We start from the raw sequence: 17,423 nt of genomic DNA, 5'->3' as shown, positions 1-17,423 counted from the left end.
CATAATGCGCCTGTACCCACAGGCGCAGACTTACATGACTCCACCCCTTCCGCGAAGACCCCGCTGGCGCAGCCTGGCCTTGCTGGCGTTGTGCCTGGCACCGCTGCTGTGGCCGCTGGAGCATCTGGCCGAGCGCTACTATCGCAGCGAACTGGCCGGGCAGAACCGCCAGACCCTCGACCTGTATGTCGCCAACCTGCTGGGCACCCTGCACCGCTACGAAGTGCTGCCGCAGATCCTCGGCGACCTGCCGGCCCTGCGCACGGCCCTGGCAGCGCCTCACGTCAGCACCAACCTGGTCGCCGCCAACCAGTTGCTCAAGCAGGTGGCGGCCCAGGCAGGCGTGGAAGTGATGTACCTGATGGACACCCGCGGCAAGACCCTGGCCGCCTCGAACTGGGACAAACAGGACAGTTTCGTCGGCCGCAATTTTTCCTTTCGGCCTTATTTCAGTGAAGCGATGGCCGGGCGCCTGGGGCGCTTCTTCGGCCTGGGCACCACCTCGGCCAAGCGCGGGTACTTCTTCGCCGCTGCGGTGCGCGAAGATGAGCATGTGATTGGCGTGCTGGTGGTCAAGGTCGACCTGGACCACACCGAAAGCCTGTGGGGCCAGACCCCCGAGCAACTGCTGGTCACCGACCACAACGGCGTGGTGATCCTGACCTCACGCCCCCAATGGCGTTTTCGTGCGACCCGACCCCTGACCGAGGCCGAGCGCCAGGCGATCATCGCGATCCAGCCCTACCCGACCCGCGATCCGCAGCCCCTAAACTTCAACCCCAGCGCCTGGCTGCGCCAATCCACCGAAATCGCTGAAACCGGCTGGAATGTAGAAATCCTTGCCCCGCGCACTCTGATCGACCGCCCCGTGCGTACGGTGGTCGCGGTCGGCGGTGCCACCTTGCTGGTGCTGATGCTGCTGCTCGGCCTGATGATGCAGCGCCGTCGCCACTACCTGGAGCGCATCGCCTTTGAAGCCAAGGCCCGGCGCGAGCTGGAAATGCGCGTGGCCGAACGGACCAGCGACCTCGAAGGCCTCAACCGCCGCCTGCGCCAGGAAGTGCTGGAACGCGAAAATGCCCAGCAAGAACTGGTGCGCGCCCAGGACGACCTGGTGCAGGCCGGCAAGCTGTCGGCGCTGGGCACCATGTCGGCCAGCATCAGCCATGAGCTCAACCAGCCCCTGGCGGCCATTCGCAGTTACGCAGAAAACGCCGGGATTCTCCTCGACCACCAGCGCACCGACGACGCCCGCGGCAACCTCAAGCTGATCAGCGAACTGACCGGGCGCATGGCCTCGATCATCGCCCACTTGCGCGCCTTTGCCCGCCGCGACCGGCATGCCCCGGAAAGCGTGGCCCTGCAACCGGCCCTGGACGACGCGCTGGCATTGCTGGCCAAGCGCCGGCGGGCCATGGAAGTGGAACTGATCCGCGACTTGCCAGAAGCCTCCCTGTGGGTGGAGGCCGGCGAAACCCGCCTGCGCCAGGTGCTGGGCAACCTGTTGGCCAATGCCCTGGACGCCCTGACCGAAAAAGGCCCGCCGCGCAAACTGTGGCTGAGTGCCGAATCCACCGAGCAGGGCGTCAACCTGTACATCCGCGACAATGGGCCGGGGTTCTGCATGGAAGCCCTGGGTCGCGCCGGCGAGCCCTTCTACACCACCAAGACCCGCACCCAGGGCCTGGGGTTGGGCCTGGCCATCTGTGACACCCTGATGCGTGCCTTTGGTGGCGAGCTGTTGTTTGCCAACCACAAGGAAGGCGGCGCACTGATAACCTTGAAACTGCGCGCCGGAGCACCCGGCGTCAGTCTGCAACCGTCCGAGGACCGCAGTGTATGAGTATCGATAACCAGATTCAGGTGGTGTTGATCGACGATGATCCACACCTGCGTCAGGCCCTGTGCCAGACCCTGGACCTGGCCGGGCTGAAAGTCCTGCCCCTTGGCGAGGCCACCGGCCTCACGGCGCGCCTGTCGCGGGACTGGCCGGGAGTGGTGGTCAGCGACATCCGCATGCCCGGCATGGACGGCCTGGAGCTGCTCACCGAACTCCACGGCCAGGACCCGGAGCTGCCGGTGCTGCTGATCACCGGCCACGGCGATGTGCCCCTGGCCGTGCAGGCGATGCGCGCCGGCGCCTATGACTTCCTCGAAAAACCCTTCGCCAGCGACGCCCTGCTCGACAGCGTACGCCGCGCCCTGGACCTGCGCCGGCTGGTGCTGGACAACCGCAGCCTGCGCCTGGCCCTGAGTGATCGCCAGCAACTGAGCACGCGCCTGGTGGGCCAGTCAGCACCGATGCTGCGCCTGCGCGAGCAGATTGGCGCACTGGCGGCGACCCGCGCCGACGTGCTGATCCTCGGCGAAACCGGCGCCGGCAAGGAAGTGGTGGCGCGTGCCCTGCACGACCTGTCGAACCGCCGCACCGGGCCCTTCGTCGCCATTAATGCCGGCGCCCTGGCCGAGTCCGTGGTCGAAAGCGAGCTGTTCGGCCATGAGCCGGGAGCGTTTACCGGTGCGCAGAAGCGGCGGATCGGCAAGTTTGAATTTGCCAACGGCGGCACGTTGTTCCTCGATGAAATCGAAAGCATGAGCCTGGATGTGCAGGTCAAGTTGCTGCGCCTGTTGCAGGAGCGGGTGGTCGAGCGCCTAGGCGGTAATCAGCAGATCCCCCTGGATATCCGCATCATCGCCGCAACCAAGGAAGACCTGCGCCAGTCCGCCGACCAGGGGCGCTTTCGGGCTGACTTGTACTACCGCCTGAACGTCGCGCCGCTGCGCATTCCGCCCCTGCGCGAGCGTGGCGAAGATGCCTTGATGCTGTTCCAGCACTTCGCCGACGAGGCCAGCAGCCGCCACGGCCTGCCGCTGCATGAACTGCAGCCCGGCCAACGGGCAATGCTGTTGCGCCATAATTGGCCAGGCAACGTACGGGAGCTGCAAAACGTCGCCGAACGCTTCGCCCTCGGCCTGGAGCTGGCCCTGGACAGCACACCCGACGGCCCAGCGCCCGGCGTACCGATGTCCACCGGGGGCTTGAGCGAGCAAGTCGAACACTTTGAAAAAGCCTTGATCGCCGCCGAACTCGGCCGCCCCCACAGCTCGGTGCGCAGCCTGGCCGAGGCCCTGGGGGTGCCGCGTAAAACCCTGCATGACAAGCTGCGCAAACATGGGCTGAATTTTGCCGACAGCGGCAACGCCCACACCGATGACGAATGACCTTTCACGCCCGCCAAGAGACCGCCATGAGCCGCGATAGCCGTTACCTGGAATCCATTCTGCACCATGACATCCCCCTGACCCGGGAGATGGGCCTCAAGGTGCTCGACTGGCAGGACCGGCAACTGCGCCTGCACTTACCGTTGCAAGCCAATATCAACCACAAGAGCACCATGTTCGGCGGCAGCCTGTATTGCGGCGCGGTCTTGGCCGGCTGGGGCTGGCTGCACCTACAGCTGCGCGAGGAAGGGATTGAAGACGGGCATATCGTGATTCAGGAAGGGCAGATCAGCTATCCGCTGCCTGTCACCCAGGACGCCACGGCGATTTGCCAGGCGCCGGAAGACAAGGTGTGGAAGCGATTCTTGGCGACCTACCAGCGCCATGGCCGGGCACGGCTAGCCCTGCAGACGTGGATTGTGAATGAGGGCAGTGAAGAGCAGGCGGTGGCTTTTACCGGGCAGTACGTGTTGCACCGCTAGGCAACCAATGTGGGTTGCGGGCTTGTGTGGGAGCGGGCTTGCCCGCGATGGCGGTGGGTCAGTCAACTATATCTAACCTGACACCGCGCCATCGCAGGCAAGCCCGCTCCCACATTTGATCTGCATTGCCTTCAAGAACGGGCCAGAGTCAGCAAGCGCTCGCGCCAGGCGGCCTTGGCCGGCAAGGCCAGGAAGAACGGGTTCAGCAGCGACTCACGCGCCGGGTAGCTGAACGGCTGGCCATTCAACTCCAGCACTTCGCCGCCAGCACCCTCCAGCACGCCCTGGGCGGCGGCGGTGTCCCACTGCGACGTCGGCGCCAGGCGCGGATAGCAATCGGCGCTGCCTTCGGCCAACAGGCAGAACTTCAAGGAACTGCCGATATTGGCCAGCTTCAACGCCCCCAGCCCTTGGCTCAAGCCATCGAGCAAGCGCTCCTGTTCGGGGCTGGTATGGCGGCGGCTGGCAACCACGGTGAACGCCTCGCCCACCGCCGGCTTCTGGCGTACCTGGATCGGTCGGGGCGTGGCATTCACGTCGGAACGCCACGCCCCAAGGCCGGCGCCGCCGAAGTAGCAGCGGCCACTGGTGGGCATCGACACCACGCCAAACACCACCCGCCCCTGTTCGATCAAGGCGATGTTGACGGTAAATTCTTCACTGCCGCTGATAAACTCCTTGGTGCCGTCCAGCGGGTCCACCAGCCACCAGCGTTGCCAACCGGCACGCACGCTCTGGTCGATATCGGCATCTTCTTCCGACAGCACCGGGATGCTGGGGTCCAGCGCAGTAAGGCCGGCGAGAATCAGGTGGTGGGCGGCCAGGTCGGCGGCGGTGACCGGCGAATCATCCGCCTTGGCCGTCACGGCCACATCGGCGCGCCAATACGGCAGGATGACCTCGCCGGCCTGGCGGGCCAGTTCAATCACCGGGGCAATATAGGCATGGCCGAGGAACAATTCGCTCATGGCAGGTAGGCTCCGCGCTGGGTCAGCAGGTCCCGCACCAGGTACAGCGCGGCGAGGGCACGGCCTTCACTGAACTGCGGGTTCTGCGCCAGTTGCGCCAGCTCGCGCAGGTTGACCCGGTCCACGCGCATCGGCTCGGGCTCGTCGCCTTCCAGGCGTTCTTCGTACAGTTCGGTGGCCAGCACCACCTGGATTTTCTGGCTCATATAGCCGGGGGACAAGGACAGTTCGGTCAGGTGCTCCAACTGCCGTGCGCCATAGCCCGCCTCTTCCTTGAGTTCACGGTCTGCCGCCGCCAGCACGTCTTCGCCCGGCTCGATCAGGCCTTTGGGCAACGACAGTTCATACTCATCCGTGCCACCGCAGTATTCTTCCACCAGCAGCGCGTGGTCAGCGTCGATCATCGCCACGATCATCACCGCGCCATACCCTGCACCCCGGCCCACCAGGCGCTCGTAGGTCCGCTCAACGCCATTGGAAAAGCGCAATTGCACTTCCTCCACGCGGAACAAACGGCTACTGGCGACAATTTCGCGGGCGAGGACGGTGGGTTTCTGGCGCATAAAGGGCTCCTTGGCGTGATCGGGTTACTATACCGTGGCTTTTCCGATTGTCTGTGTCGGATATATTTACTTACCTGCTTGAGAACCCATCATGCCGCCACTGCCCTGGTCCGCTATCGATACCGTCCTGCTGGACATGGACGGCACCTTGCTCGACCTGCATTTCGACAACCACTTCTGGATGGAACACCTGCCGCGGCGCTATGCCGAACTGCACGGGGTGAGCCAGGCCATGGCCGAGATGGAGTTGCAGCCGCTGTTCGAGCGTAATGCCGGCCAGTTGCAATGGTATTGCCTGGATTTCTGGAGCGCCGAACTGAAGATCCCGGTGCGCGAACTCAAGCTGGAAACCGCCCACCTGATCGCCCTGCGCCCGGACGCCGATACCTTCCTGGCAGCCATCAAACAGGCCGGCAAGCGCGTGATCCTGATCACCAACGCCCACCGCGACTCGCTGTCGCTGAAGCTGGAGCGCATCGAGTTGGCGCCGTATTTCGAGCGGCTGATCAGCTCCCACGACTATGGTTTTGCCAAGGAAAACCCGCAGTTCTGGGATGCGTTGCAGGCGGATATCGATTTTGACCCGGCGCGCAGCCTGTTTATCGACGATACGCTGCCGATTCTGCGCAGTGCACGGGATTTTGGCGTGGGGCATTTGCTGGCGGTCAAACAGCCGGACAGCCGCAAGGGGCCGAAGGATACGGCGGAGTTCGATGCGGTCGGGGATTACCGGGAATTGATCAGCGGGCTCTAAAACTATATGCAACACACCTGTGGGAGTGGGCTTGCCCGCGATAGCGGTGGGTCAGAGCTAGATTTGCTGACTGACGCACCGCAATCGCGAGCAAGCCCGCTCCCACATTTAGGCCGGGGTATTACTCTGGAATACGTAGAGTCTGCCCTGGGTAGATTTTGTTCACATCCTTGAGCATTGGTTTGTTGGCCTCAAAGATTTTGTTGTACTGATTGGCATCGCCATAGACCGCCAAAGAGATCGCGCTCAGGGTGTCGCCTTTTTTCACCACGACAAAGCGGGCAGCTGCAACAGCAGGGCCCGACACAGTGATCTGGTCATCCACAGTCGCCACGCCGGCAATATTGCCCAGCGCCAACAGAATTTTCTCTTTCTCTTCCTGGCTGGCGACTTCACCGGTCACCGTCACCTTGTCGCCATCCACAGTGGTCTGCACATTAGGATTACCCAGGCCGACCTTGGCAACGTGATCCTTCAACTGCTCGCTCGCGTTTGCATTACCCGGCGTCAACAGATCAACGATTTTCTCGCCGGCTTCTTTGATAAAGCTAAAAAGACTCATAGTGCGCTCTCCTTGGGATTGGGTTTCCAGATGCCAAAGACTAGACCAGTCTTACAGGCCTTGGTTCCAGTCCGACCAATGACGCAAACGCGCTAGAATCCCTGCGCCATTGGAATAAGAGCCCCGGAGCGAAGATGGACATCAAACAGCTGAAATTCCTCATCGCCCTCGACGAAACCCGTCACTTCGGCCAGGCGGCCGCGCGCTGTCACATTACCCAGCCGACCCTGTCGATGCGCCTGCGCAGCCTGGAAGAAGAGCTGGAGCTACCGTTGGTCAATCGCGGCCAGCGTTTCGAGGGCTTTACCGCCCCCGGCGAGCGGGTGCTGGCCTGGGCGCGTACGGTACTGGCAGCCTATGACGGCCTGCAGGCCGAAGCGGCGGCCTGCCGGGGTAACCTGGTGGGGACGTTGCGCCTGGGCGTGGTGCCGCTGTCGAGCTTTGACCCGCTGGCCTTGATGCAACAACTGCACAAGCAACACCCCAGCCTGCGCTTTGAGCTATCGGCCCTGAGCTCCGAACAAATCCTCGAACAACTGGCGAGCAATCGCCTGGACCTGGGCGTGTCCTACCTTGAGCGCCTGGACGCCGAGCGCTTTGACTCCCTGGCCCTGGACGAAACCCGCATGGGCCTGCTGTACGACCAGCGGTTCTTCAGCTTCGGCGAAAAACCCCTGAGCTGGGAGGCGCTGATTGAACTGCCCCTGGGCATGCTCACCAGTGGCATGCACTTTCGCCAGTCCATCGACCATAACTTCCACAGCCGGGGCCTGACGCCGCAACCCCTGCTGCAAACCGATGCCGTCCATCAGTTGCTGCAAGCGGTGCACGGCGGCCTGTGTTGTGCGGTGATGCCCCTGGACGGCGGCCTCGATGCCCTGACCGAACACCTGCGCCTGCAGCCTATCGAAAACGCGCAAACCCTGGCCAAGCTGGGGCTGATCATGCGCCGCAGCGCGCCGCGCTCGGCGTTGGCCGAGGCGTGTTTCGCGCTTTATCAGTAATCGCTGGTAAAGCCTTGATCGACGTTATCTATCGGTAGATCAGTACTGACGATTAGACGCGACCCTTTGTCGCGCCTAGTCTTCACTCTGAACACTTCGCCGGTGACTAGACTTGATGAACGCCCAGCGCCCAGCATGCGCGGCGCCCGCCCTGACAACGCCCGCGCCTGCCGCCAGCCAGAGTTATCAATACTGCAACCTCGACCATACGGAATTGGCCAGCACCGCGCTGGCCGAGGAAGTCGCGTTGGCGATTGCCTACAACGACATCAACCAGGCCGTCATGCTGGTAACGCCCACCGATCTTGAAGACTTTATTGTCGGTTTCAGCCTGGGCAGCGGCATCATCAGCGACATCAGCGACCTCTATGACCTGCAACTGAGTGGCGCAGGCGCGGCCCAGTACGCCCAGGTGCAGATCTCCAGCCGCGCCTTCTGGAACCTCAAGCAGCAGCGCCGGCAACTGGCCGGCACCAGCGGCTGCGGCCTGTGTGGCGTGCAAGCCCTGGAGCAGGCGCTGCCGGACCTCAAGGTCTTGCCGGGCGCACCGTTGCCGCCTGCTGCCTGGTTGGAGGGCCTGCGCCAGCGCATCAGCGCCTTTCAGCCTCTGGGCCAATACAGCGGCGCAGTGCATGCGGCGGTGTTCATGGATAACCAGGGCGAACTGCTGCTGGGCCGCGAAGATATCGGCCGGCATAACGCCCTGGACAAACTGATCGGTGCCCTGGTCCGCCAGCGCATCCCGACCGCCGGCGGCGTGGCCATTGTCACCAGCCGTTGCAGCCTGGAATTGATCCAGAAAGTCCTGCGCGCGGGCATCCAGACCCTGGTCAGCCTGTCGTCACCCACCGGCCTGGCCCTGCAATGGGCGCGCCGGCACAACCTCAATCTCATCCACCTGCCGCAAAAAAGCGCGCCGCGGGTCTACAGCCCTGCGATGGAGTACCAGCCATGAGCAATCATCACCAAGCCGACCAAACCCCCACCCCACGCTACAAGCCCTATAAAGGCCCGGCAGGTGGCTGGGGTGCGCTGATCAGCGTGGCGCAGGCATGGCTGACCAGCGACAACGCGCTGAAAAACCTGCGCATGATGCTCAAGACCAACCAGAACGGCGGCTTCGACTGCCCGGGTTGCGCCTGGGGCGACTCGCCGGAAAGCGGCATGGTCAAGTTCTGCGAGAACGGCGCCAAGGCGGTCAACTGGGAAGCCACCAAGCGCCGGGTAGATGCGGCGTTCTTCGCCAAACACAGCGTCAGCGCGCTGCTGGAGCAAAGCGACTACTGGCTGGAATACCAGGGCCGCCTGACCGAGCCCATGAGCTATGACGCCCAGACCGACCGCTACAAGCCCATCAGCTGGGAATCGGCCTTCGACCTGATCGGCAAACACCTGCAAGCCCTGCCAAGCCCGGACATGGCCGAGTTCTATACCTCGGGCCGCGCCAGCAATGAGGCCGCGTACCTGTATCAACTGTTCGTGCGCGCCTACGGCACCAACAACTTCCCGGACTGCTCGAACATGTGCCACGAAGCCAGCGGCGTGGCCCTGGCGCAAAGCGTGGGGGTCGGCAAGGGCACCGTGACCTTTGATGACTTTGAACATGCCGACGCGATTTTCGTCCTGGGCCAGAACCCCGGCACCAACCACCCGCGCATGCTCGAACCACTGCGCGAAGCGGTGAAACGCGGGGCCCAGGTGGTGTGTATCAACCCGCTCAAAGAGCGTGGCCTGGAGCGCTTCCAGCACCCGCAGCACCCGCTGGAAATGCTCACCAACGGCGACAAGCCGACCAACACCGCGTATTTCCGCCCGGCGCTGGGGGGCGACATGGCCATCCTGCGCGGCATGGCCAAGTTCCTGCTGCTGTGGGAACGCGAGGCCCAGGCCGAAGGCAAGGAGGCCGTGTTCGACCACGAGTTCCTCAATGAACACACGATCAATGTGCTCGATTACCTGGCCAGGATCGACGACACCTCCTGGGATGAAATCGTCGAGCAGTCCGGCCTGAGCCTGGTGGAGATCGAGCAAGCGGCGCGCATGTACGCCAAAGGCAAGAACGTGATTATGTGCTGGGCGATGGGTATCACCCAGCATCGGCATTCGGTGCCGACCATCCAGGAAATCGCCAACCTGATGCTGCTGCGCGGCAACATCGGCCGCCCCGGTGCCGGCCTGTGCCCGGTGCGGGGCCACAGCAACGTGCAGGGCGACCGCACCATGGGCATCAACGAACGGCCGCCCGCGGCCTTCCTCGATGCCCTGGAGCGCCGCTTCCAGTTCAAGGTGCCCCGTGACAACGGGCATAACGTGGTCGAGGCGATCCACGCCATGCTCGAAGGCCGCGCCAAGGTGTTTATCGGCCTGGGGGGCAACTTTGCCCAAGCCACGCCCGACAGCCCTCGCACCTTCCAGGCCTTGAGCAATTGCGACCTGACGGTGCAGATCAGCACCAAGCTCAATCGCAGCCATCTGGCCCACGGCAAACAGGCCTTGATCCTGCCGTGCCTGGGCCGTACCGACATCGATATCCAGGCCGATGGCCCGCAAGCGGTGACGGTGGAAGATTCGTTCAGCATGGTGCACGGCTCCAACGGCCAGTTGCAGCCGCTGTCGACGCTGATGAAGTCGGAACCGGCGATTCTCGCCGGCATCGCCGCTGCCACTCTGGGCAGCAAGCCGGTGGACTGGAACTGGCTGGTGGCCGACTACCGTCGCATCCGCGACTTGATCGCCGACACCATTCCCGGTTTCAAGGATTTCAATGAGCGTGTGCAGCACCCAGGCGGTTTCTACCTGGGCAACAGCGCCGGCGCCCGCCGCTGGAATACCCCGTCAGGCCGCGCCAACTTCCGCGCCAACATCCTGCCCAAGGACCTGGTGCATGAACGCACCCGCGCCACTGGCCAGTTGCCCGACCTGATCATGCAATCCATGCGTTCCCACGATCAGTACAACACCACTATCTACGGCCTGGATGATCGTTATCGTGGGGTCAAGGGCCAGCGCGACGTGCTGTTCGTCAACGAAGCCGACATCATCCGCCTGGGCTTCAAGCCGGGGCAGAAGGCCGATATCGTATCGATCTGGGATGATGGCCGCGAACGGCGGGTCAAGGGTTTTACCTTGCTGGCGTTCGATATTCCGGCGGGGCAGGCGGCGGCGTACTACCCGGAGGTCAACCCGCTGGTGCCATTGGAAAGCACTGGGGAGGGTAGCCATACGCCGACTTCCAAGTTCGTGGCGATTCGCCTGGAAGCGGCCAGTGAGAATGGCTTGATCATGGCCCGAACTGCCTGATCGTTCCCACACTCTGCGACTGATCGTTCCCACGCTCTGCGTGGGAATGCCGCCCCGGACGCTCTGCGTCTGCTTTTGATGACGCGGAGCGTCACTGGATGCGTTAAATCGCGGCCGTTGCGAAGTAGCTAAAGACCGGCAAAAACGACTTAAGTTCCCTAACAAAAACAGTAACTTAGCTAATTGTATACAACCCACACCACTGGTCGGAATTCGATTGTAAGAATATCACTACAACCTCAGGATCGCGCCGTCATCCTCTTGAGGTTCCCCTATGAAGTTTTCCTCGATTCTCTTGTTGTCCCTTGGCCTGGTCAGTGGCGCAGCCATGGCCGGTGGCACCACCGAAGCCGGTGTAGGCGGCGCATTGGGCGGGGTTCTAGGTTCGGTCGTCGGCCAGCAGATCGGCGGCAATACCGGCTCGGCCATTGGTGCAGCCCTGGGCGGCGCCGGCGGTAGCGCAGTCGGCGCAGACAAACGCAGCCGTGGCGAAGCGGCCATTGGCGGCGCACTGGGCGCGGCGGGCGGCAACGTGGTTGGGCGCAGTGTCGGCGGTAGCACCGGCAGCTTGATCGGCGCAGCAGCAGGCGGTGGCGCAGGCGGCGCACTGGGTAACTATATGGGCAACAAGAGCGATGACGACGACCGTCGCTATCGTGGGCGCGATCGTGATGATCGTCGGTACTACCGTGATGACCACCCTGGTCGCGGCCATGCCTATGGTCATCGCAAGAACAAACATCACAACCGTCACCGGTAAGATTTAGAGAACTCTGCAGAACCCATGTGGGAGCGGGCTTGCTCGCGATGACAGTGTGCCAGTCGCCCAATGTATTGACTGACCGGCCACCATCGCAAGCAAGCCCGCTCCCACATTTGCTTGGGTGGCGTTTGCGAGTTCGGGGTCAGATCACCAACCGCTGCAACGCCTCGCGCAACCTTCCCGGAATCGTCACCGGCTGGTTCGTCGCCCGGTCCACAAATACATGCACAAACCGCCCCGCCGCACAGGCCTCATCTTCGCCGGCCTTGAACACCGCCAACTCGTACTGCACTGAACTGTTGCCCAACTTGCCCACCCGCAGGCCGATATCGATATGGTCAGGAAAGGCAATCGAGGCGAAATAGTCGCACGCCGAACTCACCACAAACCCCACCACTTCGCCCTCATGGATATCCAGCCCGCCCTGCTCAATCAGGTAGGTGTTCACCGCCGTGTCGAAGAAGCTGTAATAGGTGACGTTATTCACATGCCCATACACGTCATTGTCGTGCCAGCGCGTAATGATCGGCTGGAAGTGGCGGTAATCGGCACGCTGCGGCATTGAATCGGGCATGGACAAGTCTCGTTGAAATGGATTTACAGGTCGTTCAGATGGGCCTGCGCCCAATCCCGCACCTCGGCATACGGATACCCTTCCAGCACGGCAAACCCTGGAATCCCCCGCGCCTTGAGCTTGGTAAACAACGGCACGCTGATCCCGCATAAAAACCGCGTCAGGCGTTCAGCCCCAGGCAAGCTGCCAGTGTACTGATGATGCCTGTGGATAAAATCCGCGCACAATCCCTGGAAGTTTTTATCCACAAGTGGCGCCAGACCAGGAGGCGACGGCAGATGGGCGACCTGGCCATGGCACACCGAGCAATGCCCGCACTGACGGGGCGCCTCTGCGTCGCCAAAATACTCGGCCAACCGAAACCCCAGGCAGCGCTCGCTGGCGAACAACGCCAGCATCCCATGGATGCGCGCCACTTCCGTGGCTTCGTGCTGCTTGAAGCCTGTGTATAACTCGGCGCTCAAGGCCTGGGGCTCAAACCCGGTATCGAGCAGGCTGTAGACCTCGGTCATCTGCTTGCTCTCCAGTTCAATCAGCCCCGACTCCTGGAAATAGTCCAGCGCCTTGACCACCCGGCCACGCTCGGCCTGGTGCTGTTGATAAAGCGCGTCGAAATCCACGGTAGCCCAACTCCTGGCCCGCTTACACACCTGGATGATTGCGGCGACAAACTGCTGTCGCTCACCGGAAAAACGCGCCAGCAACACCTCCGGCTCCACCAGGTACTTGAAGCGATACTCGGCATAAAACGCATAGCGCGGGGCAATCACCCCCTTGAGTTCCAGTTGCACCAGCAAGGTCTTGAGCGGCAGCTCGCGGATATTGCTCAGCTCCGCCAAGGAGCGCAGCAGAAACTCCCATTGCCCGTCCTCCCGGGCCGCCAGCAGTTCCTCCAGCACCCGCCGGATGCCTTCCTGCTCCGGCGTATCGCCGTACACGAAGTTCTCCAGCACATTGAGGCTGTCGCGGTTGGCCAGCACCAGACACTCGGAAGGCTGACCATCGCGACCGGCCCGCCCGATTTCCTGGCTGTAGTTCTCGATGGATTTGGGCAGGTCGAAATGCACGACGTTGCGGATATCACTCTTGTCGATGCCCATGCCGAAGGCAATGGTCGCGACGATACACGTAGACTGGCCGCCCATGAACCGGCGCTGGATGCCCTCACGCAGATCATGGGGCAAACCTGCGTGATAGGCCTCGGCCGGGATGCCATGGCGATTCAGGTGCTCGGCGATCTGCTCGGCGGTCTTCTGCAAGGTGACATAGACGATGCTCGGCTGGTTGGCCCGCTCGCCCATCCACTCCACCAGGCGCCGGCGCTTGTCTGCGCCGCTGACGGGCTCCACCAGCAGGTTGAGGTTGGGCCGATAGAAGCCAGTGGTGATCACGTCTGTGGCGGCAATGGCGAACTTAGCCTGCATGTCTGCAATCACCTTGGGCGTCGCGGTGGCAGTCAACAGCAACACCTGGGGGATCTTGAACTGGCGCTGGTAGTCGGGGAGCTTGAGGTAGTCCGGGCGGAAATTATGGCCCCATTCGGAAATACAGTGCGCCTCGTCCACCACCAATAATGAAATCGAAACGCTGTGCAGAAAGTTGCGAAAGCGCTCGTTCTTCAGGCGCTCTACGGAAATCATCAGGATCTTCAGCTCGCCGGAGCGAGCGCGGGCCATTACGTCATTGGCCTGCTCACGACTTTGCGTCGAATCGATGCTGCCGGCCGAAATACCATGGCGCTGCAAAAAGCCCAGTTGGTCCTGCATCAACGCCAACAGCGGCGATACCACCAGTGTCAGGTGCGGCAGCAACACGGCGCAGAGCTGGTAACAGAGGGATTTACCGGAGCCAGTGGGAAAGATCGCCGCCGCCGAACGACCGGCCAGCACGGCGCTGACAGCCGCTTCCTGGCCAGGGCGAAACTGTGGATAACCAAAGACCTGCTGGAGGGTGTCGTGCATAAGCTGTCACTCCATTGACCGCTGAACAGGCCTAAAACATAGCCCGGTATTTTCAGCGGATCGAGAAAGGTCGCGAGGAAAAGAGAGACAGGATGATACACAGGCTGCGAGGTTGAACCGACAATCTACAGAACACCCCAAAACAAATGTGGGAGTGGGCTTGCCCGCGATGGCGGTGCCCCAGTCGATACCTCTGTTGACTGTTACACCGCTATCGCGGGCAAGCCCGCTCCCACATTTTCAGACCTTTTCTACCGCTCGATCAGCGGTTTTGCACACGCTCAATGGCTTTGTCATACACCGGGTTGGCCTTCTGTTCCTTGGCCAACTGGTAGTGACGCAGCGCATCGGCAAACTGCCCGGCTGCTTCGTAGATCCGCGCGATGTTGTAGTAGGAACCGGCGCGCACGGTGGCGGCTGTCGGGCCGCTGGCCAGGGCAATCGCCTTGCGGTTGGCCCAGATCGACTCGGCGGTGTTGCCGGCTTTCTGATAGGCCAGGCCGAGGTTGCCGTAGGCTTTGCCGAAGGCATTATCCAGCTCGATCGCCTGACGGAAGTAGTCGATCGCCTGGTCCAGGTTACCGGCCTGGTAGGCTGCTTCGCCTTTGAGGTTCAGCTTTTTCGCATCACCCTGGACTGCAGAACTGACCACCACGGCATCCACGGCAACGCTGTCGTTGAGCAGGGGTTTGACTTCGTTGAGCACATCCTTGGCCTCGACCAGCACGCCGGTGAAGGTATTGATGTCCTGGAAGTCGCCGCTGCCGGTCATGCGGAACACGGTCCACAGGTTACCGGTGCGGTTGGCCGGCACGTAGTAGGTGCGGACCAGGGACTGGCCCATGTACACAAACACTTTGGCCTGGCTCTCGGACAGTGCCGTGGAGCCCGTATTGGTGCGGTTGGAGAAGTCATGCACGGCGTAAACGTAGCTTTCGCCGTAGTGTTTTTTCTGCAGGGTGATGGTTTCCGGGCCGTAGCTGTCGGTGTCATCCACATCCAGCTCGGCATCGGTGCCGGTCTTGCTGTTGAAGTAGATGTTGTTGCCGGGGAAGATCATGTGGGAGTCGAGATCCGAAGGCGATTGCCCCCAGGTCAGCACCACACGCAGGCCGTCGAGGTTTTCCATCACCGGGCTGATGGCGTAGGTCATACCTTTGCACGGGCACTTGACCACCAGGTTGGAGTAGCCGGGCTTCTTGATGATCAGCAGGTTGTCAGCGCCATCGGCAACTTCGCTGGTGAGGGTGACCTGGCCCTGGGCATTGGTGCGCCCCACCACATTCTGTGCGCCGTTGCGTTGCAGCAAGACTTCAGCGTCAGCGATTTTCTGGTCCTTGACCACCGCACTGAGTACTTCAATTGGCAACTGCTCGGCCTGGACAGAAAACGCCACTGCACACAATGACATCGCCGAAGCGACACGAAGCAAACCCATGCTTAACTCCCTTTAAGTAGTGGACGGAATCGCCCTACAAGATTTTGCGGTGAAACATACGCTGAATTCAGGTGCTTTGCCGGAATTTTATACAAAATGTGACATGGTTTTGCCCCACCGCTGCGTGGGGGCCTCACAGTCAAACCTCAAGCATCGGAAGCCTCCGTAGGAAATCGCCAAGCCGAGCACCATACGCTTCCCAAATTGCCTCCAGTGCCCATCCAGCCCTCTACAGAATCAGCCAAGCCTGGCCGAAACTAGCGTTCTCGCAACCTTCTCGGCAAAAACACCGTGAACCTGGAAAGGACTCAGTACATCGGCCATTACGGCGTCACGTTCAGCGTGATTCGTTTCACTGTACGGCCCGATAACAAGCAAGCACTTGCCAGCCTTTGCTTGCTAGAGGCAAAGGCCTCTGCGCCAGAGGTTCGCCTGCGCCTACAAAGTCTGTACGAGCGAATGCTCGCCCAAGCTCTTCCGTGCCTCATGACAGTGGTCATTTCAAAACCATTGACCAGAAAACAGGCAGAGAACCTGAACCGCCGCAATAACGTCATCAAAGAAGCTATTTCAGGTGCTGTTGCAGCCCCAATTGGGATCATTTCCAGCAAGGCAGAATCACTGATCGAAAATGCCACCAGCGATTTGATATCCCGCCAGCTCCGCAACTTCCAGCGTGCAGACATCATCATCGGCCTAGAGGCTCGGGTCAGCGGGGGAATCGGCCCCCAGCGCTCAAGCCTCTCATTGCATGTGTACTCAGATGAGCCATAGTCAAATACTCTATCTACAGACGGCGATCTTCTTCGCCTTTTATCTATTACTGCATTACAAAATCACCGACTGCACACTCAGGAAGCGTTTTGCTGTCACGTTTATCGTAAGCGGCTTGATCCTGACATTCTGGCTACCTTTCGTGGCTATCATTCTCAGCATTCAACTCCTCCCCCTCGCCCTCTTCTTGATAGGCTTGGCACTGTTTCTCACCCGCAACAAATACCGCCATCACCACGACCATCCCCCTCACCCACTCCTGCGTGCCCCCACCATGAACCTGGCCCCCCACTTCCCCGAAGACCCCGTGATGCAGCAGCTCCTGCAATTGCTGCACGAAGAAATCGGCCTGCCCAAGCACAAAACCGTCCGCCTTAAAACCTCGCTCAACTTCGACCTCGGCTGCGACGGCGCGGAAGCCAGGCAATTTATGGAGGCCCTGGAGCAGGCATTTGATCTCGACCTGGGTGACTATGATGCCTATCGCTACTTCAACCCGCCGGTGTTCGATGTGTTCCTCAAGCATCGCGCCAAAGGCCGGGGAGAAAAGATGCCGCTCACTATCGGCATGCTCTACCTGGCCATCAAGACTCATAGCTGGGATACGCAGACACTGGAAAACCTGAGCTGAAGAACACTGAATCATTAATGTGGGGCCGGCGACTTGCTCGCTCCCGCATTGGGATCTGCACTAACCCGACTACAGGGACCTGACATGGACGTATTGATGGGCCTTATGGCAGCCTTACTCTGGGGAGGCACGGACTTCCTTGTGGGTCTCAACGCCCGCGCCGTCGGAGTAAAACGCGCGGTGTACTTCGGCCAGGCGCTGGGCTTTTTGATCATGACCCTGCTCCTGATCATTTTCCCCGCCGTCCTCCTGAAATCCCTGGCCGCACCCGCGAGCGTTTGGCTGCTGGGTCTCATCGCAGCGTAAGCGCTCCATAAACCCCACCTCCCGCTGGTGGGGTTTTGCGTTTTAAAGTGGCGTTGTGGGTTTGCAGTTCCACGGCAGCAGCGCTTCGTAGCCTTCGATGCAATTGGCCTGAGGCAGGCGT

The 17,423-nt window shown here is 61.6% G+C and carries 16 protein-coding genes and 1 pseudogene; 11 read left to right on the top strand and 6 right to left on the bottom strand.

Annotation, left to right across the window (positions count from 1 at the left end):
- The first annotated feature begins 34 nt into the window (after positions 1-34).
- From BLL38_RS27320 to BLL38_RS27310, 3 genes are read left to right on the top strand one after another with little or no spacing between them, the layout of a single operon-like run.
- The gene (locus BLL38_RS27320; protein WP_076965063.1) at positions 35-1,843 is read left to right on the top strand and encodes a sensor histidine kinase; all 1,809 of its coding nucleotides are present in this window, start codon (positions 35-37) and stop codon (positions 1,841-1,843) included.
- Positions 1,840-3,222, top strand: coding sequence for a sigma-54-dependent transcriptional regulator (locus BLL38_RS27315; protein ID WP_076965062.1), 1,383 nt, complete (start codon positions 1,840-1,842; stop codon positions 3,220-3,222). The genes BLL38_RS27320 and BLL38_RS27315 overlap by 4 nt, the downstream gene beginning before the upstream one ends.
- Before the next feature lie 26 nt (positions 3,223-3,248).
- The gene (locus BLL38_RS27310) at positions 3,249-3,704 is read left to right on the top strand and encodes a thioesterase domain-containing protein (protein WP_076965061.1); all 456 of its coding nucleotides are present in this window, start codon (positions 3,249-3,251) and stop codon (positions 3,702-3,704) included.
- Positions 3,705-3,835: 131 nt separating this feature from the next.
- Here BLL38_RS27310 and cysQ read toward each other — a convergent pair whose 3' ends face one another.
- Positions 3,836-4,672 carry a 3'(2'),5'-bisphosphate nucleotidase CysQ gene (gene cysQ / locus BLL38_RS27305; RefSeq protein WP_076965060.1) on the bottom strand — a complete coding sequence of 279 codons (837 nt, stop codon included), beginning with the start codon at positions 4,670-4,672 and terminating at the stop codon, positions 3,836-3,838.
- Positions 4,669-5,235, bottom strand: coding sequence for an ADP compounds hydrolase NudE (nudE, locus tag BLL38_RS27300; RefSeq protein WP_076965059.1), 567 nt, complete (start codon positions 5,233-5,235; stop codon positions 4,669-4,671). The genes cysQ and nudE overlap by 4 nt, the downstream gene beginning before the upstream one ends.
- 91 nt (positions 5,236-5,326) lie before the next feature.
- Between nudE and yrfG the strand changes: the two genes are divergently transcribed.
- Positions 5,327-5,989 carry a GMP/IMP nucleotidase gene (gene yrfG, locus BLL38_RS27295; protein ID WP_076965058.1) on the top strand — a complete coding sequence of 221 codons (663 nt, stop codon included), beginning with the start codon at positions 5,327-5,329 and terminating at the stop codon, positions 5,987-5,989.
- Positions 5,990-6,110: 121 nt separating this feature from the next.
- On the opposite strand, the gene lysM is transcribed toward yrfG, so the two are convergent.
- Positions 6,111-6,551, bottom strand: coding sequence for a peptidoglycan-binding protein LysM (gene lysM / locus BLL38_RS27290; protein ID WP_076965057.1), 441 nt, complete (start codon positions 6,549-6,551; stop codon positions 6,111-6,113).
- Positions 6,552-6,685: 134 nt separating this feature from the next.
- On the opposite strand from lysM, the gene BLL38_RS27285 reads away from it, so the two are divergent.
- The 4 genes from BLL38_RS27285 (at position 6,686) to BLL38_RS27270 (ending at position 11,615) form a co-directional block, all read left to right on the top strand.
- Complete coding sequence (locus BLL38_RS27285) at positions 6,686-7,555, top strand: LysR family transcriptional regulator (RefSeq protein WP_076965056.1); 870 nt, start codon at positions 6,686-6,688, stop codon at positions 7,553-7,555.
- Between the two features lie 115 nt (positions 7,556-7,670).
- Positions 7,671-8,510, top strand: a complete 840-nt coding sequence (gene fdhD / locus BLL38_RS27280; RefSeq protein WP_076965055.1) for a formate dehydrogenase accessory sulfurtransferase FdhD — start codon at positions 7,671-7,673, stop codon at positions 8,508-8,510.
- Positions 8,507-10,855 carry an FdhF/YdeP family oxidoreductase gene (locus tag BLL38_RS27275; RefSeq protein ID WP_076965054.1) on the top strand — a complete coding sequence of 783 codons (2,349 nt, stop codon included), beginning with the start codon at positions 8,507-8,509 and terminating at the stop codon, positions 10,853-10,855. Before fdhD ends, BLL38_RS27275 begins: the two co-directional genes overlap by 4 nt.
- Positions 10,856-11,129: 274 nt before the next feature.
- Positions 11,130-11,615, top strand: coding sequence for a glycine zipper domain-containing protein (locus tag BLL38_RS27270; protein ID WP_076965053.1), 486 nt, complete (start codon positions 11,130-11,132; stop codon positions 11,613-11,615).
- A gap of 145 nt (positions 11,616-11,760) precedes the next feature.
- Here BLL38_RS27270 and BLL38_RS27265 read toward each other — a convergent pair whose 3' ends face one another.
- From BLL38_RS27265 to BLL38_RS27255, 3 genes are all read right to left on the bottom strand, one after another.
- Positions 11,761-12,192: an acyl-CoA thioesterase gene (locus BLL38_RS27265; protein ID WP_076965052.1), complete on the bottom strand. Its 432-nt coding sequence runs from the start codon at positions 12,190-12,192 to the stop codon at positions 11,761-11,763.
- A 23-nt stretch (positions 12,193-12,215) separates the two neighbouring features.
- On the bottom strand, positions 12,216-14,153 hold the full coding sequence (locus BLL38_RS27260) for a RecQ family ATP-dependent DNA helicase (RefSeq protein ID WP_076965051.1): 1,938 nt from the start codon (positions 14,151-14,153) through the stop codon (positions 12,216-12,218).
- A gap of 262 nt (positions 14,154-14,415) precedes the next feature.
- A complete protein-coding gene (locus tag BLL38_RS27255; protein ID WP_076965050.1) occupies positions 14,416-15,591 on the bottom strand; it encodes a tetratricopeptide repeat protein in 1,176 nt (391 codons plus the stop codon).
- Positions 15,592-15,882: 291 nt separating this feature from the next.
- On the opposite strand from BLL38_RS27255, the gene BLL38_RS27250 reads away from it, so the two are divergent.
- The 3 genes and pseudogenes from BLL38_RS27250 to BLL38_RS27240 all read left to right on the top strand — a co-directional run.
- Positions 15,883-16,365, top strand: a complete 483-nt coding sequence (locus tag BLL38_RS27250; RefSeq protein WP_076965049.1) for a hypothetical protein — start codon at positions 15,883-15,885, stop codon at positions 16,363-16,365.
- Between the two features lie 274 nt (positions 16,366-16,639).
- On the top strand, positions 16,640-16,996 hold the full coding sequence (locus BLL38_RS31755; protein WP_076965048.1) for a DUF1493 family protein: 357 nt from the start codon (positions 16,640-16,642) through the stop codon (positions 16,994-16,996).
- An 84-nt stretch (positions 16,997-17,080) separates the two neighbouring features.
- Positions 17,081-17,299: pseudogene (locus BLL38_RS27240) on the top strand (EamA family transporter); the annotation flags it as partial.
- Between the last annotated feature and the right edge of the window lie 124 nt (positions 17,300-17,423).

Origin of the sequence: Pseudomonas gessardii (genome assembly GCF_001983165.1) — a bacterium.
Classification (GTDB): Bacteria; Pseudomonadota; Gammaproteobacteria; order Pseudomonadales; family Pseudomonadaceae; genus Aquipseudomonas; species Aquipseudomonas gessardii.
This window is presented reverse-complemented; position numbering and strand designations above follow the sequence as displayed.